Annotated in this window: 21 protein-coding genes; 14 read left to right on the forward strand and 7 right to left on the reverse strand. The window is 69.3% G+C overall.

Features of this window, described 5'->3' with window-relative positions:
- Positions 1–1050 (reverse strand): BMP family ABC transporter substrate-binding protein, encoded by a 1050-nt coding sequence (locus QHF84_RS34620; RefSeq protein WP_281317788.1) that lies wholly within the window; start codon positions 1048–1050, stop codon positions 1–3.
- A 65-nt stretch (positions 1051–1115) separates the two neighbouring features.
- Between QHF84_RS34620 and QHF84_RS34625 the strand changes: the two genes are divergently transcribed.
- Positions 1116–1793: a hypothetical protein gene (locus QHF84_RS34625; RefSeq protein WP_281317789.1), complete on the forward strand. Its 678-nt coding sequence runs from the start codon at positions 1116–1118 to the stop codon at positions 1791–1793.
- A gap of 6 nt (positions 1794–1799) precedes the next feature.
- Here QHF84_RS34625 and QHF84_RS34630 read toward each other — a convergent pair whose 3' ends face one another.
- Positions 1800–2615: a UPF0158 family protein gene (locus QHF84_RS34630; protein ID WP_281317790.1), complete on the reverse strand. Its 816-nt coding sequence runs from the start codon at positions 2613–2615 to the stop codon at positions 1800–1802.
- Positions 2616–2974: 359 nt separating this feature from the next.
- Positions 2975–4486: a glycerol kinase GlpK gene (gene glpK, locus QHF84_RS34635; protein ID WP_281317791.1), complete on the reverse strand. Its 1512-nt coding sequence runs from the start codon at positions 4484–4486 to the stop codon at positions 2975–2977.
- 175 nt (positions 4487–4661) lie between these two features.
- On the opposite strand from glpK, the gene QHF84_RS34640 reads away from it, so the two are divergent.
- From QHF84_RS34640 to QHF84_RS34650, 3 genes are read left to right on the forward strand one after another with little or no spacing between them, the layout of a single operon-like run.
- Positions 4662–6659, forward strand: a complete 1998-nt coding sequence (locus QHF84_RS34640) for an adenylate/guanylate cyclase domain-containing protein (protein WP_281317792.1) — start codon at positions 4662–4664, stop codon at positions 6657–6659.
- A 9-nt stretch (positions 6660–6668) separates the two neighbouring features.
- The gene (locus QHF84_RS34645; protein WP_281317793.1) at positions 6669–7616 is read left to right on the forward strand and encodes an acetyl-CoA carboxylase carboxyltransferase subunit alpha; all 948 of its coding nucleotides are present in this window, start codon (positions 6669–6671) and stop codon (positions 7614–7616) included.
- A gap of 39 nt (positions 7617–7655) precedes the next feature.
- The gene (locus QHF84_RS34650; protein ID WP_281317794.1) at positions 7656–8651 is read left to right on the forward strand and encodes a Gfo/Idh/MocA family oxidoreductase; all 996 of its coding nucleotides are present in this window, start codon (positions 7656–7658) and stop codon (positions 8649–8651) included.
- Here QHF84_RS34650 and QHF84_RS34655 read toward each other — a convergent pair.
- Positions 8617–9765 carry a metallophosphoesterase gene (locus tag QHF84_RS34655; protein ID WP_281317795.1) on the reverse strand — a complete coding sequence of 383 codons (1149 nt, stop codon included), beginning with the start codon at positions 9763–9765 and terminating at the stop codon, positions 8617–8619. The genes QHF84_RS34650 and QHF84_RS34655 overlap by 35 nt on opposite strands.
- Before the next feature lie 92 nt (positions 9766–9857).
- On the opposite strand from QHF84_RS34655, the gene QHF84_RS34660 reads away from it, so the two are divergent.
- The 5 genes from QHF84_RS34660 (at position 9858) to QHF84_RS34680 (ending at position 13696) form a co-directional block, all read left to right on the forward strand.
- The gene (locus QHF84_RS34660; protein ID WP_281317796.1) at positions 9858–10193 is read left to right on the forward strand and encodes a DUF971 domain-containing protein; all 336 of its coding nucleotides are present in this window, start codon (positions 9858–9860) and stop codon (positions 10191–10193) included.
- Positions 10190–10939: a ribosome biogenesis GTP-binding protein YihA/YsxC gene (yihA, locus tag QHF84_RS34665; RefSeq protein ID WP_281317797.1), complete on the forward strand. Its 750-nt coding sequence runs from the start codon at positions 10190–10192 to the stop codon at positions 10937–10939. The genes QHF84_RS34660 and yihA overlap by 4 nt, the downstream gene beginning before the upstream one ends.
- 141 nt (positions 10940–11080) lie before the next feature.
- Positions 11081–11698 carry a sigma-70 family RNA polymerase sigma factor gene (locus QHF84_RS34670; RefSeq protein WP_281317798.1) on the forward strand — a complete coding sequence of 206 codons (618 nt, stop codon included), beginning with the start codon at positions 11081–11083 and terminating at the stop codon, positions 11696–11698.
- 97 nt (positions 11699–11795) lie between these two features.
- Entirely contained in the window at positions 11796–12902 is a 1107-nt protein-coding gene (locus QHF84_RS34675; protein WP_281317799.1) for an ATP-binding protein, read from the forward strand.
- Positions 12899–13696 carry a DUF3226 domain-containing protein gene (locus QHF84_RS34680; protein WP_348652908.1) on the forward strand — a complete coding sequence of 266 codons (798 nt, stop codon included), beginning with the start codon at positions 12899–12901 and terminating at the stop codon, positions 13694–13696. The genes QHF84_RS34675 and QHF84_RS34680 overlap by 4 nt, the downstream gene beginning before the upstream one ends.
- 4 nt (positions 13697–13700) lie before the next feature.
- Here QHF84_RS34680 and QHF84_RS34685 read toward each other — a convergent pair whose 3' ends face one another.
- Positions 13701–14573, reverse strand: a complete 873-nt coding sequence (locus QHF84_RS34685) for a PAS domain S-box protein (RefSeq protein ID WP_281317801.1) — start codon at positions 14571–14573, stop codon at positions 13701–13703.
- A gap of 127 nt (positions 14574–14700) precedes the next feature.
- On the opposite strand from QHF84_RS34685, the gene QHF84_RS34690 reads away from it, so the two are divergent.
- From QHF84_RS34690 to QHF84_RS34705, 4 genes are read left to right on the forward strand one after another with little or no spacing between them, the layout of a single operon-like run.
- Positions 14701–18534 carry an NADH-quinone oxidoreductase subunit M gene (locus QHF84_RS34690; RefSeq protein ID WP_281317802.1) on the forward strand — a complete coding sequence of 1278 codons (3834 nt, stop codon included), beginning with the start codon at positions 14701–14703 and terminating at the stop codon, positions 18532–18534.
- A gap of 3 nt (positions 18535–18537) precedes the next feature.
- Entirely contained in the window at positions 18538–20121 is a 1584-nt protein-coding gene (locus tag QHF84_RS34695; protein ID WP_281317803.1) for a class I SAM-dependent DNA methyltransferase, read from the forward strand.
- Positions 20114–20800 carry a restriction endonuclease subunit S gene (locus tag QHF84_RS34700; RefSeq protein WP_281317804.1) on the forward strand — a complete coding sequence of 229 codons (687 nt, stop codon included), beginning with the start codon at positions 20114–20116 and terminating at the stop codon, positions 20798–20800. Before QHF84_RS34695 ends, QHF84_RS34700 begins: the two co-directional genes overlap by 8 nt.
- Before the next feature lie 33 nt (positions 20801–20833).
- Positions 20834–21640, forward strand: coding sequence for a hypothetical protein (locus QHF84_RS34705; RefSeq protein ID WP_281317805.1), 807 nt, complete (start codon positions 20834–20836; stop codon positions 21638–21640).
- Positions 21641–21658: 18 nt separating this feature from the next.
- On the opposite strand, the gene QHF84_RS34710 is transcribed toward QHF84_RS34705, so the two are convergent.
- On the reverse strand, positions 21659–21814 hold the full coding sequence (locus tag QHF84_RS34710; RefSeq protein ID WP_281317806.1) for a hypothetical protein: 156 nt from the start codon (positions 21812–21814) through the stop codon (positions 21659–21661).
- A gap of 58 nt (positions 21815–21872) precedes the next feature.
- On the opposite strand from QHF84_RS34710, the gene QHF84_RS34715 reads away from it, so the two are divergent.
- Positions 21873–22391 carry a hypothetical protein gene (locus QHF84_RS34715; protein WP_281317807.1) on the forward strand — a complete coding sequence of 173 codons (519 nt, stop codon included), beginning with the start codon at positions 21873–21875 and terminating at the stop codon, positions 22389–22391.
- 139 nt (positions 22392–22530) lie between these two features.
- Here QHF84_RS34715 and QHF84_RS34720 read toward each other — a convergent pair whose 3' ends face one another.
- A complete protein-coding gene (locus tag QHF84_RS34720) occupies positions 22531–25167 on the reverse strand; it encodes a delta-60 repeat domain-containing protein (RefSeq protein WP_281317808.1) in 2637 nt (878 codons plus the stop codon).
- Positions 25168–25299 lie beyond the last annotated feature (132 nt).

The raw sequence follows: 25299 nt of genomic DNA on the forward strand, positions 1-25299 counted from the left end.
TCAGCGCTCGGGGATCTTGATCTCCCCGCGGATCACGCGCTGCTCGAGCGCTTCGACCTTCCGCTTCGTATCCTCGGGGATGCCCGCGGCGTGTGGGCCTTCGTCGACGTAGCCGACGGCGCCCTCGGCGAGGCCGAACGTGCGCAGCCCCGCCTGGAAGCGGCCCTCGGCCACGTCGCGGATCGTGTCGAAGACGGCGACGTCGCCGCGCTTGATCATGCTCGTCAGCACGGTGCCGGGCATCTCGTCGTGCTGATCGGCGTCCACGCCGATCGCCTTCACGCCCATGTCGCGCGCCGCCTCGAACACGCCGTGCCCCGTCGTCCCGGCCGCGTGGTAGACGACGTCCGCGCCTGCGGCGATCTCGCTGTTCGCGAGCGCCTTGCCCTTCACCGGATCGCGGAACGCATCGGGGGTCGTGCCCGCGAACGCCGCGTGCACCTCGCAGCGCGGACAAACCTCCTGCACGCCGGCGCGGTAGCCCGCCTCGAACTTGCGGATGAGCGGGATGTCCATGCCGCCGACGAACCCCACGTGGCCCGTCTTCGACATGAGCCCCGCGACCGCGCCGACGAGGAACGAGCCTTCCTCCTCGCGGAAACGAAGGCCCGCGACGTTCGGCGGCATCACGCCCTCCATCGGCGGCGCGTAATCGATGCAGGCGAAGCGCGTGCTCGGGAAATCACGCGCCACCACGTTCACGTCGGTCGAGAAGATGAACCCCACGCCGATCACGAGATCGAAGCCACGCGCCGCGAAGAGGCGCATCGCCGCCTCGCGATCCTCCGCGCCGCTCGGCTCGAGCACCTCCGTCGTCACGCCGAGCTCACGCGCCGCGCGCGACAGGCCCTCGTACGCCGCGTCGTTGAAGCTCTTGTCGCCGCGCCCTCCGACGTCGAACACGAGGCCCACGCGCACCTTCGCGTGCGGGCCCTCCGGTCGCGGCTCCTCCGCGCGCGCCGGAAGGAGCGTCGACGCCGCGGCCGCGAGCGAGACGACGAGCGTGACCACGGTCAGCTTCGATGCGGCAGGAGTGCTCCTTTCGGCCATGCAGCGAGGCTAGCGTACTGGCCCGCTCGATGGAGCCGCGCGCGCGCGGTATAGTCCGCTCCTCGATGCGCCCGGCCGTCCTCCTCGTCCTCGCCGCGCTCGCGTTCGCCGCGCCTGCCGGCGCAGAAACCGAGGCCAAGCCCGCGCTGCTCGATCGCGTGGTCGTTCGCTGGCATGCGCCCGAGACGGGCGGCGTCACGCGCCCGCAGTTCGTGTACGAGCGCGAGCTCGCGTTCGAAGCGCGCCTCGAGGCGATGGCCGATCCGGATCCGGATCCTGCGCCGTTCGCGGATCGCCACGTACGCGCGGCGCTCGATCGCCACATCGCCGAGACGCTCCTCGCGAGCTTGCCCGTCCTGCCTGCGCCCGACGCGACCGAGATCGCGAGCCGCGCCGAGTCCGCGCGCGCGGTGCTCGAGCAACGCGTGAAGGGGCGCGACAAGCTCATCGCCGCGGCCAAGGCCGAAGGGATCGGCTCGGACGAGATCGACGCGCTCCTGCGCCGCCAAGCCCGCGCGAGCATCTACCTCGACCGTATGGTCGCGCCGATGGTCGCGCCGAGCGACCCGGAGCTCCGCGCGCTCTTGCGCACGGGTACGACGCCGTTCACGGGTCGTCCGTACGAACAGGTCTCCGTCGCGCTCGGTCGGTGGGTCGTGGCGCAGAGGCTCGGCGAGGCGATCGCGAGTTACTTCCAGACCGCACGCTCGCGCGTGACGGTCACGATCGTTCGCTCGCGTTAGCGCGCGTCAGGACGAAGCGGAGCGCGCTTCGCCGCCGACGATCTCCTGGGAGGCGGGCGCGGGCTCTTCCTCCGTGTGCGCGTGGGTGCCCTCGTAATGGTGGGCGAACGAGCGCGCGGCGCGACGTGCCTTCAGGAACTCCGCGAAGGCCGTGAGTGTGTCGAGGTCGCGCGGGCCGAGCGCGTCGGCGATGTCGCGAAGGTTCTTTCGCAGCGTCTCCACGCTCTTGCCACGGCGCAGCTCGCGCGGCGGTTCTTCGCGGAGCTCGCGCGTGCTCGGGACGGGCGCAGCAGCAGCAGCAGCAGCCGCGGTGTCCGCGGGCTGTCCTTCCGCGCGGGAAGGAGGCTGCTCGGGCACCCACACGGGGCGCGCGATCGGGTTCAGCGCGTGCGCGTTGAGCCACGCTTCCATGAAGATGCGCAGACGCTCGCTGCGGAACGAGAACCAGCGCTCGCGCTCCGGGCCGTAGCTCATCAGCACGTCCTTGAAGCGGCGGAAGGCGCCTTTTCCGTCGATCGCTTGCGTCAGCTTTCCCTGCAGCTCCGGGTCCTCCACCATCGGGATGAAGCGCTCCATCCAGCGGTACTGCTCGCGAGAGCTCACCGGATCGATGCGGAGGTAGTTCGGATCGGCCGCGATGCGCGCGTGCATCTGCGGGTCCGCGACTCCGTCGACGACGCGCAGCACGTCACCCGTCACGAGGTGAAGGTAAGAGTGGACCTCGGGCGCGTTGTTCTCGAACGCGTCCTCCAGCGCCTCCCAATCGATCGGGATGTCCCGGTAGACCACCCCCGAGGTGGAAGGATTTTCAGGCTTCGGCATTTCCTCCTCATCGAGCGACACGACCCGACGTGTGGCGGGCCGGCCGGGCCTCTGCAGGGGAACCAAGTGAGAACGGGAGCTCTCCGTTGACATAGAATTTTACGCTCTGTGAGGTCGCTTTGGGGTGAACTCTCGCAACATAGTGCCTGTTCCCCAGGCCGGAAGCTCGGCCATCTCCGTGGGATGGGCGCCGCCAGGTCGCGTTCGTCCCGGGCGTCGGGTGTGCCGGCTTGCCAAGCGTCCCACGTTTTGTTCCCGAATACACCGAGGTAGCAGGTTCGCGCCGGAAAAGCTCGTAAAGCGAACGGACGGGCTCGTCCGGTCGGAGTCCATCTGTCCCGGGCGGCGGATCCAGAGCCTCAAGCGCGCGACGACCGGGTGCGGGCGACGGCGTCGGCCCAGCGGGCGAGGTGGATGTTTCGTTCCGCGGCGGACATGCCGACCTCGAATGTCCGTTCGACCCGGGACATCCGAGCGGCGTCCCGCACGCCGCTGAAGAGCCCGGCACCGACGCCGGCGAGCATGGCGGCGCCGCGGGCGGTCGATTCGAGCTCGATCGGGCGCTCGATCGTGAGGGCGGCCGTGTCGGCCTGGTACTGCATGAGCAGGTCGTTGTTCGCGGCGCCGCCGTCGACGCGCATGCGGCCGAGGGGCTTGCCGAGGTCGTCGCCCATCGCGCGGAGCAGGTCCGTCACTTCGAGCGCGATGCCTTCGAGCGTGGCGCGCGCGAGGTGCGCTTTCGTGGTGCCGCGCGTGATGCCGTGGATGATGCCGCGCGCGTCCGGATCCCAGTACGGCGCGCCGAGGCCCGAGAGCGCGGGCACGAACGTCACGCCTTCGCTCGACGGGACGCTCGCGGCGAGCGGCTCGATCTCGGCCGCGCTGCGGATGATGCCGAGGCCGTCGCGGAGCCATTGCACGGCCGCGCCTGCGATGAACGCGCTGCCTTCGAGCGCGAAGACGACTTCGCTGCCGACCTTCCAGCCCACGGTCGTGAGCAGCCCGAAGCGGCTCGCGATCGGCTGCGCGCCGATGTTGACGAGCACGAAGGCGCCCGTGCCGTACGTGGTTTTCGCGTCGCCCGTGTCGAAGCAGGCCTGGCCGAAGAGCGCGGCTTGTTGATCGCCCGCGATGCCCGTGATCGGCACGCCGTCGGGCAGGTGCGGAAAACCGAGCGTCTTCGCGATGAGCCCGGCCGAGTCGACGATCTTCGGCAGAACGCTGCGCGGGGCGCGGAAGAGCTCGAGCATCGCCGGGTCCCAGTCGAGCGTCGCGAGGCTCATGAGCAGCGTGCGCGAGGCGTTCGTCACGTCGGTCGCGTGCACGGGCGAGCCGCCGAGCGCGCCGCCGGACAGGCGCCAGACGAGGTAGCTGTCGACCGTGCCGAACGCGAGCTCGCCGCGCTCGGCCCGCTCGCGGGCGCCTTCGACGTTGTCGAGCAGCCACGTGAGCTTCGTGCCGCTGAAGTACGGATCGAGCACGAGCCCGGTCGTGCGTTTCACGAGAGGCTCGTGGCCGCCTTCGCGCAAAAGCGCGCACGCGTCCGCGGTGCGCCGGTCTTGCCAGACGATCGCGCGGTGGATGGGCTTGTCGGTCGCGCGTTGCCAGACGAGCGTGGTCTCGCGCTGGTTCGTGATGCCGACGGCGGCGATGCGATCACCTTTCACGCCGGCCGAGGCGAGCGCGGCCTCCACCGATTCGAGCACGCTTTGCCAGATGTCCTCGGGCTCGTGCTCGACGAGGCCGGGGCGCGGGAAGTGCTGGGGGAATTCGCGCGTCGCGCGTCCGCGGGTCGTCCCTGCCGTGTCGAGCACGAGCGAGGTCGTCCCGGTCGTCCCTTGATCGATCGCGAGCAGAAGGTCGGCGGCCATGGTTTCGGGCCTAGCCTGGCGGCCGCGCCGGGGGAAGGACGATCGGCGCGTCGAACCTCTCGCTTAATGTCACGAGAAGGAATAGACTTCTGCCCGTACCGGTTCGGCGGCCGTCTGCATTCGTGCGGGCAGGGCCTCCCGTGGTTCTCGGAATGCAAGCGCAACGGCTCACCTGATGGCTCGACTGATCCTGCAGACCGCCGAAGGGCAGCAGGCCATCGAGCTGCGGCCCGTGAACTCGTTGGGGCGCCACCCCAACAACTCGATCCAGTTGCTCGACAAGATCGTCTCCAAGGAGCACTGCATCATCGAGCTCCGCGGAACGCAGTTCTACCTGCGTGATCTGGGCAGCCTGAACGGGACGTTCATCAACAACGAGCGGGTCCGCGGCGAGGCTCCCCTGAAGCACGGCGACGAGATCGCCCTCGGATCGACGCGTGGTCGCTTCGACGATACGCCGTCGCCGGTCGCAGGTACGGCCGGTGGTCCGCCGCCCGTTCCGCCCGCGCCGCCGCAGCCGCAAGCGTGGGCCGCGACGCCCGGGCCCGCGCCCGTGGCGCCTTCGCCCCTTGCACAATCGGCGCACGTCCTGCCCGCCGTCCCCGCTGCTCCCGCGAATCGGCCTCCGCCCGGCGCGTTCGCGCCCCCGCCGATGCCGCCGCGCCCTCCGCCGCCGCAAGCTGGGCCCGCGCATCCGAACGTCGCGCCGCGGCCGCAGTCGCCGGGGCTCCCCGCGCCGAACCCGGCTCTCGGCATCCCGAACGCGAACCCCAACATGACGATGATGGGGGGGAAGGGCTCGGGCGCGCACACGTTCATCACGGGCCCGCACTCGTACGTCGCGCAGGGCACGCGCATCGACCTGAACGATCAGGCGCGCCAGATCGGCACGCAGATCGCCGCGGTGGAGAAGGGGTTCTTGCCCTTCGACCGCCTCGCGAACGATCTCAACCAGCTCCGCGCCGACTACGAGCGCCTGCGCCTCTCGCACGAGCTCGCGCGTGACATCGCCTCCGAGCGCGACACCTCGAAGCTGCTCGACAAGATCCTCGCGAGCATCATCAAGTTCATCAAGGCCGACCGCGGCGTGATCTTCCTCCGCGACGACAACGGCGAGCTCATGCCGCGCGCCTCGCAGCGCCGCGACGGCACCACGGCGCCGATCAGCGTCTCGTCGACGATCCTGAACCACGTGGTCAAGGAGCGCGCGGCCGTCCTCACGCACGACGCGGCCATGGACTTCGCCGCCTCCAAGGGCAAGAGCATGATCCTGAACCGGATCAGCTCGGCCATCGTCGTGCCGCTCGTCGCGCCGAACAACACGCAGGACGTGCTCGGCGTGCTCTGGCTCGACTCCGAGACGCTCGCGCAGTTCCAGCCGAAGGACCTCGAGCTCGTGGTGGCCGTGGCCCACCAGGCCTCGATGTTCATCGAGATCAACATCCTCGGGAAGAAGATCGAGAACGAGATCATCGCCCGCGAGCGCTTCTCGCGGCTGCTCTCGCCGAACATCGCCGAGCGCGTGATGAGCGGCCAGCTCGAGGTGCGCCTCGGCGGTCAGCGCGTCGAGGAGTGCACGGTCTTCAACAGCGACATCCGCGGCTTCACCGCGATGAGCGAGAACACCCCGCCCGAAGAGCTCGTCGACATGCTGAACGAGTACTTCGAGCTCATGGTGGACACGATCTTCAAGTACGAGGGCACGCTCGACAAATTCATGGGCGACGGGATCATGGGCATCTGGGGCGCGCCCGTGATCCACCCCGACGACGCGATCCGCAGCGTGCAATGCGCGCTGGAGATGGGCGAGGTGCTCGGCGACTTCAACCGCAGGCGCCTGCAGCGCGACCTCGCGCCGCTCGCGATCGGCATCGGCATCCACACGGGCCCGCTCGTCGCGGGTTACATCGGGAGCTCCAAGGCGCTCTCGTACACGGTCATCGGCGACACGGCGAACACCTCGGCGCGGCTCTGCTCGGTCGCGCTGGCGGGGCAGATCGTGGTCAGCGAGATGACGCACGACAGGCTCGCGGGACGCTTCGAGACGGAGGAGCTGCCGTCGGCGAAGGTGAAGGGCAAGGAGAAGCCGCTGCGCGTGTTCAACGTGATCCGCGCGGCCACGTCGGTACAGGTCCCCGCGAACATCATCGCGGAGCCGACGATCTCGGAGTGAGCTCTCGCCATGTTCGTGCTGCCGTTCGAGAAGCCGATTGCGGACCTCGTCGAGAAGGTGAGGGCGCTGCGCGCGCTCGCCGCCTCCGATCGCAGGTTCGAACCCGAGCTCCAGCGCCTCGAAGAGAAGACGTCGCGCCTCGCGCGCGAGATCTTCGCGGACCTCACGCCGATCCAGAAGGTCCAGCTCTCGCGCCACGCGAACCGGCCCTACACGCTCGACTACGTGAAGCGGCTGTTCACCGGATGGGTTGAGCTCAAAGGAGATCGGCGCTTCGCCGACGATCAGGCGATCGTCGCGGGGCTCGCGACGTACCACGGCCGCAGCGTCGTCGTGGTCGGCCAGCAGAAGGGCCGCGGCACGAAGGAGAACGTGAAGCGCAACTTCGGCATGCCGCACCCCGAGGGCTACCGGAAGGCGATTCGCATGTACGAGCTCGCCGACAAATTCGGCCTGCCCGTGCTCACGTTCATCGACACGCCCGGCGCGTATCCCGGCATCGGCGCCGAGGAGCGCGGGCAGAGCGAGGCCATCGGCGCGGCGCTCGCGGCCATGGCGAGGGCGCGCGTGCCGATCGTCGCGACGATCATCGGCGAGGGCGGCTCGGGCGGCGCGCTCGCGCTCGGCGTGGCGAACCGCGTGATCATGCTGGAGTTCGGTTGCTACTCGGTCATCACGCCCGAGGGGTGCGCGGCGATCCTGTGGAACGACGGCGCGCGCGCGGACGAGGCCGCGGCGCAGCTCAAGATCACGGCGCCGGAGCTCTTGCAGCTCGGCGTGGTCGACCTCGTCGTGGAGGAGCCGACGGGCGGCGCGCACCAGGACCACGACGAGGCCGCGCGGATGCTCGACCAGACCTTGTGGCAGACGCTCACCTCGCTCGACGGTCTTTCGGGCGACGAGCTCGTCGACGATCGGTACCGTCGCTTCCGCGCGCTCGGGTCTTTCCTCGCCTGACCTTTCCTGCACGGCGGGCCGGCGCTATACGCGGCGGATGTGTTTCGATTGGGAGCGGCCGTGACCGTACCCGTCGCTCTCGTCGGCTGCGGCGCGTGGGGCGAGAACTTGCTCCGGGTGCTCAGCGAGAGCCCGCGGGCCGAGCTCGTCGCGGTCGCCGATACGAGCGCGGCGCGGCGCGAGGTCGCGCGCGCGAAGGCGCCGTCCACTGCGATCGTCGAGAGCTTGGAAGAAGCGATCGGGCTCGGCGCGCGTGCCGTGGTGATCGCCACGCCGCCGCGCTCGCATGCGTCGCTCGTGCTCACGGCGCTCGACGCGGGGCTCGACGTGCTCGTCGAGAAGCCGCTCGCGGTCTCCGCGGCGGACGCGGAGCGCTGCGCCTTGCGCGCGGCCGCGCTCGGGCGCGTGGCGATGGTCGGGCACCTCTTGCGGTATCACCCGGCCGTCGAGCGGCTCGTCGCGATGGTGCACGACGGCGCGCTCGGCACGATGAGGCACCTCGCGGCGTCGCGGCTCTCCATTCGTGGAGATCGATCGGTGCCGGCGCTCTGGTCGCTCGGGCCGCATGATCTCTCGATCGTGCATGCGATCGAGCCGCTCCGGATCGAGGCGCTCGAAGCGACGAGTGGTCCGGACGGGGATCCGGTCGTGCTCGGCTTGCGGCTCGTGTCGGGGTTTGCCGCGCGGATCGAGCTCTCGCGCGTGCATGCGACGAAGGAGCGGCGGATCGTGGTCGTGGGCTCGTCTGCCGTGGCGATGCTCGACGACGTGCGCGCGCCGGATCGCATTTTTCTTTCCCGACCGCCTTCGAGGAGTGACGGGATCTTCGAGGGACCGGCCGAAGAGATCCGCGTCCCGTGGCGCGAGCCGATGGCCGCGGAGATCGATCACTTCCTGCGTTGCGTGGAGGAGCGCCGCGCGCCGCGCACGCCGTTCGAGGAGGGCGCGGTCGTCGTGCGTGCGCTCGGGCAGGCGGAGCGCGTGCTCGCCGAGGCGAGCCTCAAGCCGGCTTCGCTTCGAGCCGAAGGATCGTGATCTCCGGCGCCGCGCCGAGGCGCACCGGCGGCCCCGTCGTGCCGAGCCCCGGGCTCACGTAGAGCCACGCGTCGCCCTCGCGGTAGAGGTCCGCGTGATAGCGATACACGCGGGCGGACAGATTGTACCGCGTCGTAAGAAATGGCACGCCGACCTGGCCCCAGTGCGTGTGCCCCGACAGCACGAGCGACGCGCCCCGCGCGGACAGATCCGGGAAGAGCTGCGGGTCGTGGGCCAGCACCACGAGCGGCGCGCCGTGATCGTGGCCGTCGAGCGCGCGTCGCACGTTCGCGCGGCGCGACCAAGTATCGTCGACGCCTGCGATCATGAGCCGCTCGCCGCCGCGCTCGATGGCCTTGCGCTCGTTCCGCAAGACGCCGATCCCGGCCTCGCGCAGCTTCCCCACGAGCGCCTCGCCGTCGCCGAAGTAGTCGTGGTTGCCCATCACGGCGATGACCCCGTCGCGGCTCTTCAGCGAGCTCGCGAGCTCGGCGATCTCGCCGTGGAACGCGTTGCCGGTCGTGACGTAGTCGCCCGTGAGCGCGACGAGGTCGACGTCGAGCGCGCGGACGGTCTCCGCCCAGCGATCGGCGTGCTCGCGCGGACAGAGCGCGCCGATGTGCAGGTCCGACAGGTGCGCGATGCGGTAGCCCTGGAAGGCGGCGGGCAGGCCGCGGATCGGCACGTCGATCGTGCGCACGCGGACCCAGCGACGCCGCACGAACACGCCCCAGCCGGCGAGCGCGAGCCCGAGCCCGTACGCCACGATCGCGACCGAGCCCGACGTCGGCACGAGCGTCGCCGGCGCGACGAAGCTCGCGATCATCGCGAGCGCCAGGCCCACGAGCCAGAGCGGCAGCGCGGCGACGAGCGCGCACCAGTGCGCGTAATACGGCTCCTCGACGAGCAGCCGCTGCAGGCGTGGGACGGGACGATCGGCCGAAGCGAGCTGGATGCGCCCGCGAAACGCATAAGCGGAGAGCGCACAGAGCGCGAGCGCGACGAACCACGGCGCGGGCACGCCGAGACGCGCGAGGATCGCGTGGGCCGCCACGGCGAACGTGACGTGGAGCGCGATCGTCACGGCAAAGAGGACGGTCCAGAACCTTCGCATCACCCTCGGGGGCGGCAGGAAAATGGCTGCTTTACGTCGCCCGAAGCTTCATGCTAGCGCGCGAGTCCCAAGATCACAGGGAGCAGGCAGGAATGAGCGATCCGAGGACCGAGCCCACGATGGTCAAAGCGCCGCATGGCGCGCGGACCATGGAGATCGAGTGGGCCGACGGGCACAAGAGCGTGCTTCCGCACGAGATCCTGCGCGGATACTGCCCTTGCGCGGTCTGCCAGGGGCACGGCGGCACCATCCATTTCGTGCCGGGCGGCGATCTCAGCCTCCGCGACATCCAGCAGGTCGGCAACTACGCCCTGCAGTTCACCTGGGGCGACCAGCACGACACCGGCATCTACTCGTTCCGGTACCTCCGCTCGCTCTGCCAGTGCGACGCGTGCAAGCCGACGTTCAGCCCAGGATCGGTACCGTGACCGAAAAAACGAAGCCCACGAAGAAGACGCCCGCCACCGGGTCGAAGCCGGCAGGCGCGCCGGCGGACGGCAAGAAGAAGGCGCTCGATCCCAAGCAGATCGTGCATGCGCAGTTCCTCGCCGCGGCCGCGCCGGGCTCGTCGCTCCCGGCGCCGACGATGGCCGAGATCGCCTTCGCGGGGCGATCGAACGTCGGCAAGTCGAGCCTCATCAACACGCTCGTCGAGCGCAAGGGCCTCGTGCGCACGGGCGCGACGCCCGGCGTCACGCGGCAGATCAACCTCTTCGAGGCGCGCGCCCGCGACGGCGCCGTCTTCCACCTCATCGACCTGCCCGGCTACGGCTACGCCAAACGATCGAAGGCCGAACGGACGGCGTGGGGGGACCTCATCGAGGGGTATCTGCGCACCCGCGTCACGCTCGCGGCCCTGGTCATCCTGGTCGACGTGCGTCGCGGCCTCGAGGAGGACGACAAAGAGCTCATCCAGTTCGTGGAGGAGGCGCGGGACGTCCAGCGTCGGCCGGTCGAGATCGTCATCGTCGCCACGAAGATCGACAAGCACGGGCGTTCGGCGAGCCGCAACGCGGCAGCGGCGATGGCGAAGAGCACCGGCCGCAAGGTGATCGGTTTCTCTTCGGTCACGGCCGAGGGGCGCGCGGAGTTATGGGCGCTCTTGCGCAAGGTCACGCTCGGCACGCCCGAGGCCACGTCCATCCCGAACAACGCGGAGCCGGAGCCTGCTTGACGGCGCGGCGCGAGCGTCATGATCCTCGTGCGCTCGGCGTGCCCGTCCTTGGGACGCATGCCCATCCGCACGGGAGCGTACGGCGATGCGCACCGTAAATCGGTTGACGTTCGGCCTGTGTGCACCTTTCGTTAGGTGGCCATGACGGCGGGTGGGCGCCAGAGCCGGGCGGAGCGGGACGCGCTGGACGCGCGCGCCATGCGCCGCATCTGTGATGGGGACGACGACGCCATCGCGGAGATCTACGATCGCCACGCGAGCGTCGCGTACGGTCTCGCGCTCAAGATCGTGCGGGACGCGCTCGAAGCCGAGGACGTGGTGCACGACGCGTTCGTCGCGATCGTCGAGCGCGCCGATCAGTACCGCGCCGAGCGAGGCACGGTGGTCGCGTGGCTCGTCACGACGGTGCGGAACCTGGCCCTCGATCGCGCGCGAAGGCGCACGCGCAGGGCGCAGATCACGGACGAGGAGCTGCGGCACGAGCCGATCGAGCCGGTGATCGATCCCGAGTCGAGCTCGGTGCTCGACCTCGAACGTCGCGCGGTGCGAGCCGCGCTCGTCGGTTTGCCCGCGGCGCAACGCGCGACCCTGGAGACGGCGTTTTTCGAGGGGCTCAGTTATCCGGAGATCGCCGAGCGTGACGGCGTGCCGCTCGGCACCGTGAAGTCCCGCGCGGCGCGCGCTCTCTCGGCGCTGCGCGTGGCGCTCGAAGGGCCGCTCGAAATGCAAGGGATGGGGACGAGCAGCGAGGACGAGTGAACGTGGGTTTGGATGGAGAATCCGGTCGATCCACCTGCGTCGTGTGCGTCAGTGGTATAGAGCTTGCCGAAGGCGGGACATGCCCCCGGTCGTGCCCATGAGACTGCCTCTCGAGAGCTTCACGGTGGAGCGGTTCCGCGGGATCCGCGATCTGGAGCTCCGTGATCTCGGGCGATTCAACCTGCTCGTCGGCCGGAACAACTCCGGAAAAACGAGCGTGTTGGAAGCGCTGTCCGTCTTCTGCGCGCCGCTCGATCCGTGGAAGTGGATGGGGGTCGCCTCATGGCGAGAGCCCTTCGGTGGTTCCACGGTCGTGGAGCGTTTTCGTTGGCTGTTTCCACAGACGAGAGAGCAGGAGCTCACCAGGCCCTATGACGGGATGCTTTCCGTCGTTGGAGTGGGCCGCGCACCCGTGCGCGAAGTCGTGGCGCGCTACCAGGAACTTCGCGGGACCGAGGTCGTGGGAGCTCCTTCCGCACGCGTAGGAGAGGTGGCTGTCGGTGAGCGCCGGGGAGCGCGTGTCGAAGTCGCCGTGAAGACGCGGCAGATGGATCTGTTTACCGGAGAGGAGACGCGAGGCTCCTTCACCTTCTGGGAAAGAGAGCGCTTCGAGGCACCGCCTCAGCCGGTGGAGCCTGCGGTTCCGTTCCGCGCCATCAACCCGTCGGCACACTGGTTGGGCGGCGTTCGCGATTTCTCGGAGGCCAAGCTCGCGGGGCACTGGGACGAAACGATCGCGTTGCTGAAGAAGATCGAGCCCACGATTCTCGGCGCGGAACTCCTTGTGCCGCCATGGGCGAGTGACAACTCGCCGACCGTGTATCTGCGGGATGAGCGAGCTGGTCTCTTGCCTCTCGGCTCCTACGGCGATGGTATCCGGCGCGCGCTCCACTTTGCGCTGACGATTCCGAGCGTCGCTGGCGGTGTCCTCCTCATCGACGAACTCGAAACCGCCATCCATGTCTCCGCGCTCGAACACGTGTTCCGCTGGCTCCTCGACGCCTGCGTGACCCACGACGTGCAGGTCTTCGCCACCACGCACAGCCTCGAAGCGCTCGACGCGATCCTCGCCGTCGACCCGACGCCCGAGGAGGACATCGTCGCCTACCGCCTCGAACGCGAGGGGGAGCAGACGACGGCCCGTCGTTACGGAGAGGACCTGCTCAAGCGCATCCGCTACGAGCGAGGGCTCGACGTGCGATGACCGTCCGGCACGCGTACATCGTCGTCGAGGGCCCGCACGACGTGGAGCTCGTCGCGCGACTGCTCAAGCCTCTCGGCCTGAAGCGCGTTCAGAAGCAACCGGGAGTCGATTCCTACTGGAAGCGACTCATCCCCACGAGCTTCCCACCGCCGCCCGATCTCGATCTGCTCCGGCGCGTCTCGGTTCCGTTCTTTTTCCAGAACACCGACGTCTCTCTCGCCATCCATGCGGCGACAGGCGAGTCACGCATCGCCGAGACCATCGAAGAGTCGCTTTCCGAACTGCGCCCATCCCCTGATGCCATCGGCGTATTCCTCGACGCCGACCAGAAGGCGCTTCCGCGCCAGCGTTTTGCGGAGCTGAAGACGAGGCTCGCAGCCTCGAAGGATGCTCCCGTGGTCCTCGCCGATGAGCCCGGCGAGATCGCGCCCGGCCCACCGCGAACCGGTGCGTTCGTGCTGCCGGACAATCAGCAGCAGGGCACGCTCGAGGACCTTCTTCTCGAGTGTGCGGCGATCAGCTACCCATCGCTCCTTTCTGCAGCCCGGTCCCTCGTGGCAGGCGTCGATCCCAAGGATCAGGCCTTCGATCGCCAGGACATGGCAGACTTCACGAAGCCGGCAGGGCGTAACAAGGCGACCGTCGCCTGTGTCGCGGGCGTGCTTCGACCGGGCAAGGCCGTCCAGGTCTCCATCCAGGACAACCGCTGGCTCGAAGGCCCCTCCTGCGAAATCCCACGCATCAAGGCCGTGCGCGCGTTTCTCTACGATCTGCTCGACATCAAGGAAACGTAGAGGCTCAGCGCCGCCTCTGCGCCCCCAGCGCGAACGTGATCCCCCGGGCCAGCGTGCTCAGCGTCCGCATCCCGCCCACGTCGAGCTCCACCATCGTCCGCGCCACCTCGGGCCGCACGCCCGTCAGGAGCACCTCCGCGCCGAGCAGCCGTGCTCCGCGCACCGCCTCGCAGAGCAGCTCCATCACCGCGTGATCCGCGGCGCGCAGGCCCGTCAGATCGATGATCGCGAACGTCGCCCCGCGTGACGACACGGCGGCGAGCAGCGCGTCGACGATCCTCCCAGCGCGGCGTTTGTCCACCGAGCCGATGAGCGGCATCACGAGCACGCCCTCGGCGACGGGCAGGAGCGGCGTTTCGAGCTCTTCGAGCATCGACTCCTGCGCGCGGATGATCTCCTCCTGCATCCGCGCGCGCTCCGACTCGGCGACCTTGCGCATCGTGACGTCGCGGTCCACGCCGCGATACCCGCAGTAGGTGCCTGCCTCGTCGAAGAGCGGCACGCCGCTCGTCTCCAGCACCACGTGCCGGCCGTCCTTGTGCTGGTTGACGTTTTCGAGGTCCTTGAACGGCGCGCGCGACGCGAGGATCGGGCCCAAGAGCGCGCCCACGCGGGCCGCCTCCTCGGGCGGCATGAAGTCGAGCGGCGTCTTTCCGAGCGCCTCCTCCGGCTCGTAGCCCAGGAAATCGCGGATTCGTGGGCTCACGAAGGTGTAGACCCCCTTCGCGTCGACCTCCCAGATCCAGTCGTTCGTGACCTCCACGAGCATGGCCAGGCGGCGCTGGTCCTCGCGCAGCCGCCGGTTTTCCTCACGCAGCCTGGCGAGCTCTCCTTTCGTGTCGTCGACCAAAAATGCGACGCCGGTATCCGTCGGCATCCGCTCATGGTGACACGCCCGTCCGGTTCTCGCCTCGACGGCGGCCTGCTCTTTCCCGCTCGATCGCGGCGCACCCGACGAACGGGGCTGGCGCCTCGCGGCTTGCGCGACATTCTCCGGGACTGCCATGCCCGCGTATGCCGGTCCGCTCACGCCCGTCGAGGCGCCCCTCGTGCCGCTCGGCCTCGTGCCGCTCGTGCCTCTGCTCGCCGCGATCGTCGTGGCCCTCTTCGGCGCGCGGATGGGACGACGCCGGGCCACGCACCTCGGCCTCGGCGCGACCGTGCTCGCGCTCGTGATGGCCCTCGTCGACACGGCGCGCCTCGCCTCGCTCGATCCTGCGCGCCGCGTGCTCTTCGACGTCGCCTTCCGCCTCGTGCGCATCGGCTCGCTCGACGCGAATGCCTCGTTCGCCCTCGACCCGCTCGGCGCGGGTTTTCTCCTCACGGCCCTCGTCGTCGTCGTGATCACGCACGTCTCCGCGCGCAAGCTCATCGAGGACGATCGCGCGGCGATTCGTTTCGCCGCGACGGCGTCCCTCTTTGCGTCCGGCCTCTCGCTCGTCGCGCTCGCGGCGGATGCGATCGTGTGGCTCTTCGGCTGGGCTGCCGTCGTCCTCGCGACGGGCATCCTCGTCGCGGGGGGCAAGAGCTCGCAGGCCTCCGCGTCCGCGGGCATGCGCATGGGCGTCGTCGCGGGCCTCGGCGGCGTCGGGATCGTCTCCGGCCTCGTCTTCCTCTTCTGGGGCCTCGGCGGCGCGTGGCTCGACGAGGGCCGCTTCCTCGCGGATTTCCGCGCGCGGTTCGTCCCCGTTTATGCCGAGGGTCGCATCCCTGCCGAAGAGATGGTTGCCGAGGACGTCGAGCGCATGCGTGGCGAGCGCGACGTGAAGATCGTCGCCGAGCGCGCGGAGAAGCGCGGATCCCTCACGTTCACGAGCCACCCCGGCGCGCGTGTGTACCTCGGCATCTCGGATCGCGCGCAGCTCGCGCAGAACCCGGCTCCCTTCGCGGTCTCGCCTTTCGTGCGCCGGGACATCGCCGCGGGCACGCATTCGGTCGTCATCGTGCCGGGCGGCGGCGCCACCGTCACGGGGGATGGCCTGGAGGTCGCGTGGATCGAGGGCCTCGTCGTCCCCGAGGGCGAGGAGGTTCGAATCGCGCCGCTCGGCCCCACGGTCGCGTTTCGCGAGATCCACGACGAGCTCGTGATCCGCGACGCCGACGGGAAGCAATCCGTGACGCGCGCGCTCGCTGGAAAGCTCGGCGCCGGATCGATCGGCCTCGTCACGCTCGCGTGCCTCTTGCTCTTCTTCGGCGCGGCTGCGACGAGTGCGACCTTTCCTTTCTCCGGCTGGCTCCCGAGCGCCGCGGCGTCTCTCTCACCGCCTGCGCTCGCGCTCGTGCTCGGCCTCGCGCTCGCGCCTGGACCGCTCCTCCTCGTTCGCCTCTCCGATCTCTTCACGTTGAGCCCCACGGCTTCCGGCGTCGTCACCGTCTTCGGCGCCTTCTCGACCGTGCTCGCGGCGCTTCGTGCTGCGCTCGAACACCGGCACCCGCATCGCCTCGTGTACGTCTCGATCGCCGCCGTCGGCCTCGCCTTCGTCGCGATTGGTTTCGAAGAGCCGGCCTTCGCCGTCGTCCTCGTCTCGCTCCACGCGCTCGTGCGCGCGGCGTCTTGCCTGCGCAAGCCCGAGCCACGCGAGCCGCAACCCGCGAAACAACTCTCCTTCCCCGGCGCGCGTGCCCTGCTCGACGGCCCCGGCGCAAAACTCGGCGAGGCCCTCTTCGAGGCTGCGAACTCGATCGCGCGTGCCGCCTCGAAGCTCGTCTCCGCGATCGACGACCTCGTCCTCGGCCTCCCGGCGCGCCTCTTCGAGCGCCTCTTCTCCCTCTTCGCCGCGCTCGTCATCCTCGGCCTCGCCGCGCCTGCCTTCGCCGACGAGCCTGCGGGCCGCGCCGTCCTTCGCCCCGAGTTCGGCGGCGATCACGTCGAGCTCTCCCTCGCGCCCGACGGCGAGCACATGACGGGCGCGTTTTTCCTTCGCAACGAAGGCCCCGGCCCGCTCGAGCTCTCGCGCGTCGACGCCCGCACCTCCGCCACCGATCCGCGCCTCCCGCCCGGCATCACCGTCACCGTCGAGGGCCCGCGCGCCGCGACCCGCATCGCGCCCGGCCAGGAGCGCCGCGTCACCGTCCGATGGCGTTACGAGGCCGCCCGCGCGCGTGAGCTCTACGGCCAGGTCATCGTCGAATCGAACAGCCGCGGCGACGGCGCCGAACCTGGCCGCCCCCTCGCCATCGCCATCCACGCGGAACGACCGCTCGGCCTTGGCTTCCTCGGCAAGAGCCCGCTCTCCGTCGTCGTCTTTTTCCCCCTCCTCGGCACGCTCCTCGCGCTCCTCCTCCGCGTCACGCGCCGCGACCACCCGCGCGTCCTCGCCACGACGAGCGCCCTCGTCCACGGCACGCTCCTCGTCTTCGTCGCCTGGCTCTGCGTCCGCTTCGACCGCGCCTTCAGCCGCGCCGACGGCAACGACGGTTTTCAGTTTCTCGAACGCGGCCACCTCCTCCCGTCGCTCGGCGTCGAATACTTCCTCGGCGTCGACGGCATCTCGCTCGCGCTCGTCGCGGCGGCCGTCCTCCTCGCGTTCGTCGCCTCGATTGCCAGCGCCACCTTGCGCGACCGCGCGGCCACCTACCACGCGCTCGCGGGCCTCTTCCTCACGGCCTCGCTCGGCGTCCTCGTCTCGCTCGACCTCTTCCTGTTCTGCGCCTTCTGGCTCCTCGGCATCCTCCCCATGAGCCTGCTCGTCGCGCGGCGCGGCGGCCCGGGCCCGCGCCGCGCCGCCGCGCGTGTCCTCGTCTCCTCCTTGCTCGGCGCTGCGCTCCTCTGCGCTGCGTCCTGGTTCCTCTGGCAAAACGCGGATCCCACGTACCTCGCGACGGGCGAATCCGTCCGCCGCGCGGCCGCGATTCCCGAGCTCGCGCGCGTGGCGTGGGTCGAAAAGGGCCTCACCCTCGGTGGCCATTCCGCCGTGAAGGTCCTCTGGACCGCGCTTTTCGTCGCCTTCGCGCTCCGCATGTCCGCGTTCCCGTTCCCGGGGTATCTCTCGGACATGCATGCCGAGGCCGACGCGCCGACGAGCGTGCTCCTCTCGGGCGCGCTGCTCTCGACCGCGGTATACGGCATTTTGCGGCTCAACGTGGGCGTCTTGCCGGACGGCATGCGATGGGCGGCGATGACGATTTCGATCCTCGGCGCCGCGGGGATCCTCGTCTCCGCGCTCGCGGCGATCGCGCAGGACGACCTCAAACGGTTTCTCGCGCGGATTGCCGGTGCACACGGCGGGATTGCGCTGCTCGGGATTGGATCCCTCACGCCGCAAGGATTCGAGGCGAGCGTGGTGGTGGCGGCGACGCACGGCGTGATCATCGGCCTGCTCTTCGTGCTCGTCGCGGCCTTGGAATCGCGGGTCGAGACGCGGGACCTCGGGCGATTCGGCGGCCTCGCACGCGAAATGCCTCTCTTCGCGATGCTGTTCGGCCTCGGTTTGCTCGCCTCGCTCGGACTGCCGCTGCTCGCGGGATTCTGGGGGCCGATGCTCGCTTTGTGGGGAGCGTTTGCGCGGGAGCGGGCGATCGGCGTGTTCGGGGCGATCGGAATCGTGGCGCTCGCGGGGGTGCATATCTTCGCGATGGGGCACCTCCTCTTCGGCGAGGCCCGCGAGGAATGGCAAACGAGCAAGTACCTCGAGCCGTTCGGCGGCAAATTCCCCGCGCTTTCCGGGCGTGAGCTCGCGGCGGCGTTGCCTTTGGCCATCGCGCTCGTGCTGCTCGGCGTGGCGCCGCGGCCGCTGCTCGGGATGGTGGATCAGCCGTGCCTTTTGCTGCACAGGCTCGTGGATCGACCCGGGCTCTTGCAGATTGCCGCGGCGGAGCAGCACCACACGATCGCCTGAACGATGACCTCCCGGACGGCCAAACCGAGCGCGACGAAGCAGTCCACCGACGGCGGAGGGGTCGGCGATTACGGGGCGACCCTCTGGGCGGCGGCCGACAAGCTCCGAAGCAGCCTCGACGCCGCCGAATACAAACACGTCGTCCTCGGGCTGATTTTCCTCAAATACATCTCCGACGCGTTCGAGGAGAAACATGCCGCCCTCGCCGGCGCGTCCGGCGCCGATCCCGAGGACCCGGCCGCCTATCGCGCCGAAAACGTCTTCTGGGTCCCGCGGGAGGCGCGCTGGTCATTCCTCTCCGATCACGCCGCCGCGCCCGGCATCGGCAAGCGCATCGACGCGGCCATGCTCGCCATCGAGCGGGAAAACCCCGCGCTCGCGGGCGTCTTGCCCAAGGACTACGCCCGCCCCGCGCTCGACAATTCGCGCCTCGGCGAGCTGGTAAAACTCTTCGGCGACATCGGCTTCAAGGACAAGGCGAGGCGCGGGCGTGACGTCCTCGGCGACGTGTACATGTACTTCCTCGGGCACTTCGCCGCGGCCGAGGGAAAACGGGGCGGACAGTTCTACACGCCCAAATGCATCGTCGAGCTGCTCGTGGAGATGCTGGCCCCGTACAAGGGCCGCGTCTTCGACCCGTGCTGCGGCTCGGGCGGCATGTTCGTGCACAGCGAAAAGTTCGTCGAGGAGCACGGCGGGCGTATCGGCGACATTCGTGTGTACGGCCAGGAATCGAACCCGACGACGTGGCGGCTCGCCAAGATGAACCTCGCCATTCGTCGGATCGACGGCGACCTCGGCGCCGAATGGGCCGACAGCTTCCAGCGCGACCTGCACGAGGGCCTCCTCTGCGATTACATCCTCGCGAACCCCCCGTTCAACGACTCCGACTGGGGCGGCGCGCGCCTGCGCGACGAAGCACGTTTTCCGTTCGGCTTGCCGCCCGTGGGCAATGCGAACTTCGCCTGGGTGCAGCATTTCCTCCAGCACCTCGCGCCTTCGGGGATCGCCGGGTTCGTGCTGGCGAACGGCAGCATGTCGTCGCAACAATCGGGGGAAGGGGAGATCCGGCGAAAGCTCGTGGAGGCGGATCTCGTCGATTGTATGGTCGCGCTGCCGGGGCAGCTCTTCGACTCGACACAGATTCCGGTTTGCTTGTGGATCCTCGCGCGCGACAAGGAAAACGGGATCGGCGAGCAAGGAAAACGCCTGAAGGACCGCCGCGGAAACGTCCTGTTCATCGACGCGCGGACGATGGGGACGATGGTCGACCGCGTGAAGCGCGTGCTCACCACGGAAGACATCACGAAAATCGCCGACACCTACCACGCCTGGCGCGGCGAGCGTGGACCCACGGCGTATGCCGACGTGCCCGGGTTTGCCCGTTCTGCGACGCTCGCCGACGTGCGCGCCCACAAGTACGTCCTCGTCCCGGGTCGTTACGTGGGATTCGAGAGCCGCCCGCAGGCGACCTGGGATCACGGCGCCTTGCAGGCGGAGCTCGCCGAGATCCTCGCGCGATTCCAGGAGATCGATCGGGCCTCGCATGCGGCCTTGCGTGTCCTCGAGGAGCTGCTCCGTGGCTGAGCCGTATCTCCTTTGCCCGAAGAGCTGGCGCAGGAGCACGCTCGAGCCGGACGGCGAATCGATCCTGCGTGTCGACAGCGGCGGCACGCCGAGCACGTCGGTCGACGAATACTGGGACGGCGACCTGCCCTGGCTCACCCCGAAAGAAATCACGAGCCTGCAAGATGGCCTCTTCGTCTCGCGCACGGAGCGCTCGATCACGCAGCTCGGCCTGGAAAGCTCCTCGGCGAAGTTGTTACCGCCGGGGACCGTGATGCTGACGAAACGCGCGCCCGTCGGGGCCGTCGCGGTGAACGCCGTCCCGATGGCCACGAACCAAGGTTTTTTGAATTTCCGTTGCGGCCCCGCATTACGACCGCTCTACCTGGCCTATTGGCTACGCGCGAACCGGCCGTACCTCGACAAGGTGGCGAACGGCTCGACGTACCCGGAGCTTTACCAGAGCGACCTTTTCGAATTCGAGCTCGCCGTGCCTCCGCTCTCCGTCCAGGATCGCATCATCGAGGTCCTGAGCGCTCTGCAATTCGCGGCTCTCCTTGGCCTGCCGCTCGAACAATCCGTCACGCGGCCCGAGGCGATGGTCGCGCTCCAGGAGCAAAACCGAAGGCTTTCGAGCATCCGCGACGCGCTCCTGCCTTTGCTCCTCTCGGGTGCGCTCGACGTATCCAAGAAATCGTGACGATCGCGCGCCCTATCGCCTTATCCTGAAGGCATGAGGCAGCACCTTCTTTTCTTCCTTCCCGTCCTCCTCACCGTCTCCGCCTGTAGCCCCGCGATCGCGCCGCGCACGGGCGACACCACGCCGGCCGGCAAGTTCGGCTGGTCCGTGCATGGCGCGCTCTGGAACTTCGGCTGGGGCCGCTTCGAGCGCAGCCCCAGGGACGAGTCCGTCTCGACCGGCGGCATGGACATCTACCCCGAGGATCGGACCTTCCCCTGGGTCATGAGCGCCGGTCTCGGCGTCTACGATTTCGGCTTCTCGTACGGCGTGACGCGCTGGTTCGAGCTCGGCGCCTCCCTCGGGTTCCAGCGCATGGGCGGCGAGGCGCGTTTTGCATTGCTCGACGAAGACAACCGCGATCCCGTCTCCCTCGCGTTTGGCGTCGGCGGGTATTACTCGGCGATCGGCAACGGCCCCTGGGGTCGAGCCGGCTTCGATGTGAGCATGCGCCTGGGCAGCGTGGCGCCGCTCTTCAACCTCTACGTGAGCCACGGAGCGACGTACAACAGCGCCTATTACGATTTACCGGGCGACGACGATTGCCCATGGGAAGCGCCCTGGCAGCCCTGCGGCGAGCTCGTCGGCGTCTTCTCGTACGAGACACGATTGAGCGCGGCCCTGGGGGTCGCGTTTTCGGTGAAAAAGGGGGACGAAGCGCCGGGCGTGGTCACGTTCGGGCTCGTGCCGCACGTGGTGCTGCATGCGTATGGCCAGGAGCGAGCTTTGGGGGGCAGGTCCGATCTCCGGCACGATGCGGGGTTGCATGTCGTGATTGGAGGGCAGGGGCCGGGGTGGTGAAGCTCCACAGCGTCACGCCTACCTTCGATAACGATCCCGCGTGATCCGCCAGTACACCAGGTTCGCCACCTGCCGCGGGCTCATCCCCTCGACGCGTAGGTGCAGGAAGCGCGCGAGGCGCAAGAGTCCGCCCGTGTTCAAGCGTGCGGCTTTTCGAAGGGTGCCACGGCGCATGGCCTTCTACTGGTAGCAGCCGTGCGGTGTGCTTCCATGGCGAGAGCGCCCAGCCCACGTGTCGCCGTCCGCTCGGCGCCCTGTCGACGAAGTCCGGGAGCGTGTCGACGAAGTCCGGGAGCGTGTCGACGAAGTCCGGAAGCGTGTCGACGAAGTCCGGGAGCGTGTCGACGAAGTCCGGGAGCGTGTCGACGCAGTCCGCAAGCGTGTCGACGAAGTCCGGAAGCGTGTCGATGGAGTCCGGGAGCGTGTCGACGAAGTCCGGAAGCGTGTCGACGAAGTCCGGAAGCGTGTCGACGAAGTCCGAAAGCGCGTCGATGAAGTCCGGAAGCGTGTCGACGAAGTCCGGGAGCGTGTCGACGAAGTCCGGGAGCGTGTCGACGGAGTCCAGGAGCGTGTCGACGGAGTCCGGGAGCGTGTCGACGGAGTCCAGGAGCGTGTCGACGGAGTCCGAGGACCACGAGATCGAACCCCGAGACCTCGTCGACCCGACCCCCACGCCGTCGTCCACCGCTCCCGCGTAAACGCTCGCTGGAATTTTGCTATCTTGCCCAGAACATCCCCGTCAGAGCCTTGACGCTCCATGGGGCGAGTTTACGATGGTGTAGACCCATCCTCGCGCCGATACCGACGCGATCCGATCGAAGTCTTGAATCCCCGCATGACGCGGCGCCGGGCGTCACCCCCCCGAACGCCCGGCGCCGCGTTCTCGCGATCTACGGCGCAAACCTCACGAGCCCGAAATCCGTCCCGGTCTGCGGCGAGAACCCACGCCCGGCGAGGACGACCTTCCCATCCGGCTGCAAGAACCCGTCGTACGCGCCCCATGCCCCGGCCGCCGGGACCACCGCGCGCCCTCCAATACCGAAGCTCGCGTCGGGTTTGCCGTCCGGCAAGAACTTGAAGACGACGATCGTGTCGCGGTCGAGGTGTGCCGTGGTCGCCACGTAGAACGAGCGGTCCGGGAGCGACACGAGCGCCGGGCCATCATCGAGCGTCGGGATCCCGTCGTGCACCACGACGCCCTCGACCTGCACCTCGAGAAGCCCGTCCGTGCCGAACGTCATGTCCCGCGCGCCGTTCGTGTCGAGCCGCGCGACGCCGACGTCGAATGCCTGGAAGTCGCCCGTCCTCGGGATCAGGCCCGCGAGCAATAACCCTCCGTCCACCTCCTGCACCATGCGGCCTGCCGAGAACATGTTGTTCAGCACCACCCGGCCCCCATTGCCGAAGGAGGGGTCGAGCGCGCCGCTCGGGAGCACCCGGACCACGACCGTGCTCTTGTTCTCCGGCGCCGGTGCGCCTGCGCCGACGATCCTGCCGTCGGGGAGCGTCAACACGTCTTCGATCGAGCCGGCGTACGATCCGAAATCCACCACCCCGAGGTTGCCGAAAGCCGGATCGATCTCGCCCGTCCCGAGCAGCCTCGCGAGGTAGGGGGTATGGAGCGGCAGCACGTCCGTGCGCGTCCCTCCGATCACGATGCGCCCGAGGCCGTCGACGGCGAGCGCACGAGGACGGCCATGCGGCGGGTCGTCGAGGCCCACGATCCCGCCGAGCCCGAAGCTCGCGTCGAGCGCGCCCGTGGTGTCGAGCCGCACCACGAGGCGGAGGGACGGGTCTGGGGTCTCGCCCGCGACGATCAGCTTGCCGTCGGGTTGCACCCCGACGCCCATGGCATTCGCGAACGTGTCGAGCACGACGACGCCCCCCGCGCCGAATCCCGCGTCGAGCGTGCCATCCGGGAGGTGCCTCGTCACCATCGCGTTCGCAAAGTCGCTGCCGTAGCTCGTCGTGCCCACCGAGATGATCTTGCCGTCCGGCGTCGCTCGGACCGAGAAGGCGGCATCCGTCGACGCGCCCGATTGCAGCACGGCCAGACCTCCCCCCTGCCCGTACGCGGCATCCGGCGCGCCGTCGGGCGTGAGCTGCGCGAGCGTGACGCCGATCTCGGGCGCGAACTCCCCCCTGCAGGCTGCAAGGACGCTCCCCCCCGGATCCACCGTGATGTCACGGAGCAAGCACGCCACGGGGAGCGGCGCGACCCCCGCCGAGCCGTACGTCGTGTCGAGGCTCCCGTCGGCGCCGAAGCGAGCCACCGCCTTGCCGCTCGGGGTGTGGACTCCCACCAGCACCGATCCATTCGGCAAGGGCTGCACGGACTCCGCGATGGTCCCCGCGGGGAGCGCCGCGACCCCGTCCCCGCCGCCGAAGGTCGGGTCGGGCTTGCCGCTCGTGTCGAGCCGGAGGAGCGGGCCGCCGCCGGACCTGCCGGTCACGAGGATCTTGCCATCCATGGCGATGCGACAGGTCGAGGGCGCGCGGGACGGCGCCCATGACGACTCGTAGAACATCGGGAAGCCCGACTTCGTGAAGATGCCGTCGTCGTCGAAGCTGGGATCGAGCGCCCCGCTCGGCAAAAGCCGCACGACGGCCATCGAGTATTCGATGCCGGCGCAGAGGACGATCTTGCCGTCGTCCGCGAGGGCGACGCTGGAGGGGAACAACTCGAGCGGGACCTCGGCCAATCCCTGCTGCCCGAAGCTCCCGTCCACGCTTCCGTCGGCGAGGAGGCGCTGTACGAGGAAGGGGGGCGGCGGATCGGCCGGCAGAGGCTCCTCGCGCTGGCCGGCGACGAGGATCGTACCGTCGGTTTGGAGCGCGATCGCGAACGCCCTGCCGCTCGCGCCGAGCGCGAGGCCGCCTTCGGCGAAGGAAGAGACGAGCTTACCGTTCGCGTCGAAGCGCGCGACGAGCACGCGGTGGAGCCGCCGGCCTCTCGTGATCGCGCCCGCGGCGAAAATGTCCCCATTCGGCGCGACGACCACGTCGTGGAAGGCGACCCGGCCGAACTTGCTCAAGAGCACCTTGCCGCCTTCGCCGAAGGAGGTGTCGAGCGTGCCGTCGGCATTGGCGCGGAAGAGCAAGCCCTCGCCGTACAAACCGGGGGACGTGCCGCCGACGACGAGGAGCTTGCCGTCCGGCTGGCGCACCGAGGCATGAACGAGGTCCCGGTTGGGCACGCTGGCCGTCGTGGCGAGGCCCTCCGCGCCGAAGCCCGGGTCGAGCGAGACGAATTCCGTACCGCCGCCCGCGCCGCCGCCGGATGCGCCGGCGCCGCCCACGCCTCCCATGCCGCCCACGTCGCCGCCGCCGGATGCACCGGCGCCGCCCACGCCTCCCGTGCCGCCCACGTCGCCGCCGCCGGATGCACCGGCGCCGCCCACGCCTCCCGTGCCGCCCACGCCGCCGGAGCCGCTCGCGGTCGCGGAGTCCGTACCCGGCGGGTCACCTCCGCAATGCAAGCAGAGACCGCCGAGGACCAATGAAAGAAGGAAGAAATGTCGACGCACGTTGACCTCCACGCGGAGGTCAGCTTGTCATGTTCAGGGCGTTTTCACCAACGAGAGCACCGTTCCGCGCCTCGATACGAGCGGGCGGCCACTTCAGGCATTACGGCGCAATCCGCACGAGACCGAATTCCG

The sequence above is a fragment of the Polyangium sp. y55x31 genome, assembly GCF_029946505.1.
Lineage (GTDB): Bacteria > Myxococcota_A > Polyangia > Polyangiales > Polyangiaceae > Polyangium.

Coding starts and splice junctions, on each gene's coding strand:
- QHF84_RS34660 (WP_281317796.1), top strand. CDS start 9,858: ATGAGCGATCCGAGGACCGAGCCCACGATGGTCAAAGCGCCGCATGGC.
- QHF84_RS34680 (WP_348652908.1), top strand. CDS start 12,899: ATGACCGTCCGGCACGCGTACATCGTCGTCGAGGGCCCGCACGACGTG.
- QHF84_RS34705 (WP_281317805.1), top strand. CDS start 20,834: ATGAGGCAGCACCTTCTTTTCTTCCTTCCCGTCCTCCTCACCGTCTCC.
- QHF84_RS34620 (WP_281317788.1), bottom strand. CDS start 1,050: ATGGCCGAAAGGAGCACTCCTGCCGCATCGAAGCTGACCGTGGTCACG.
- QHF84_RS34710 (WP_281317806.1), bottom strand. CDS start 21,814: ATGCGCCGTGGCACCCTTCGAAAAGCCGCACGCTTGAACACGGGCGGA.
- QHF84_RS34640 (WP_281317792.1), top strand. CDS start 4,662: ATGGCTCGACTGATCCTGCAGACCGCCGAAGGGCAGCAGGCCATCGAG.
- QHF84_RS34695 (WP_281317803.1), top strand. CDS start 18,538: ATGACCTCCCGGACGGCCAAACCGAGCGCGACGAAGCAGTCCACCGAC.
- QHF84_RS34675 (WP_281317799.1), top strand. CDS start 11,796: ATGAGACTGCCTCTCGAGAGCTTCACGGTGGAGCGGTTCCGCGGGATC.
- QHF84_RS34685 (WP_281317801.1), bottom strand. CDS start 14,573: ATGCCGACGGATACCGGCGTCGCATTTTTGGTCGACGACACGAAAGGA.
- QHF84_RS34670 (WP_281317798.1), top strand. CDS start 11,081: ATGACGGCGGGTGGGCGCCAGAGCCGGGCGGAGCGGGACGCGCTGGAC.
- QHF84_RS34655 (WP_281317795.1), bottom strand. CDS start 9,765: ATGCGAAGGTTCTGGACCGTCCTCTTTGCCGTGACGATCGCGCTCCAC.
- QHF84_RS34630 (WP_281317790.1), bottom strand. CDS start 2,615: ATGCCGAAGCCTGAAAATCCTTCCACCTCGGGGGTGGTCTACCGGGAC.
- glpK (WP_281317791.1), bottom strand. CDS start 4,486: ATGGCCGCCGACCTTCTGCTCGCGATCGATCAAGGGACGACCGGGACG.
- QHF84_RS34690 (WP_281317802.1), top strand. CDS start 14,701: ATGCCCGCGTATGCCGGTCCGCTCACGCCCGTCGAGGCGCCCCTCGTG.
- QHF84_RS34625 (WP_281317789.1), top strand. CDS start 1,116: ATGCGCCCGGCCGTCCTCCTCGTCCTCGCCGCGCTCGCGTTCGCCGCG.
- QHF84_RS34645 (WP_281317793.1), top strand. CDS start 6,669: ATGTTCGTGCTGCCGTTCGAGAAGCCGATTGCGGACCTCGTCGAGAAG.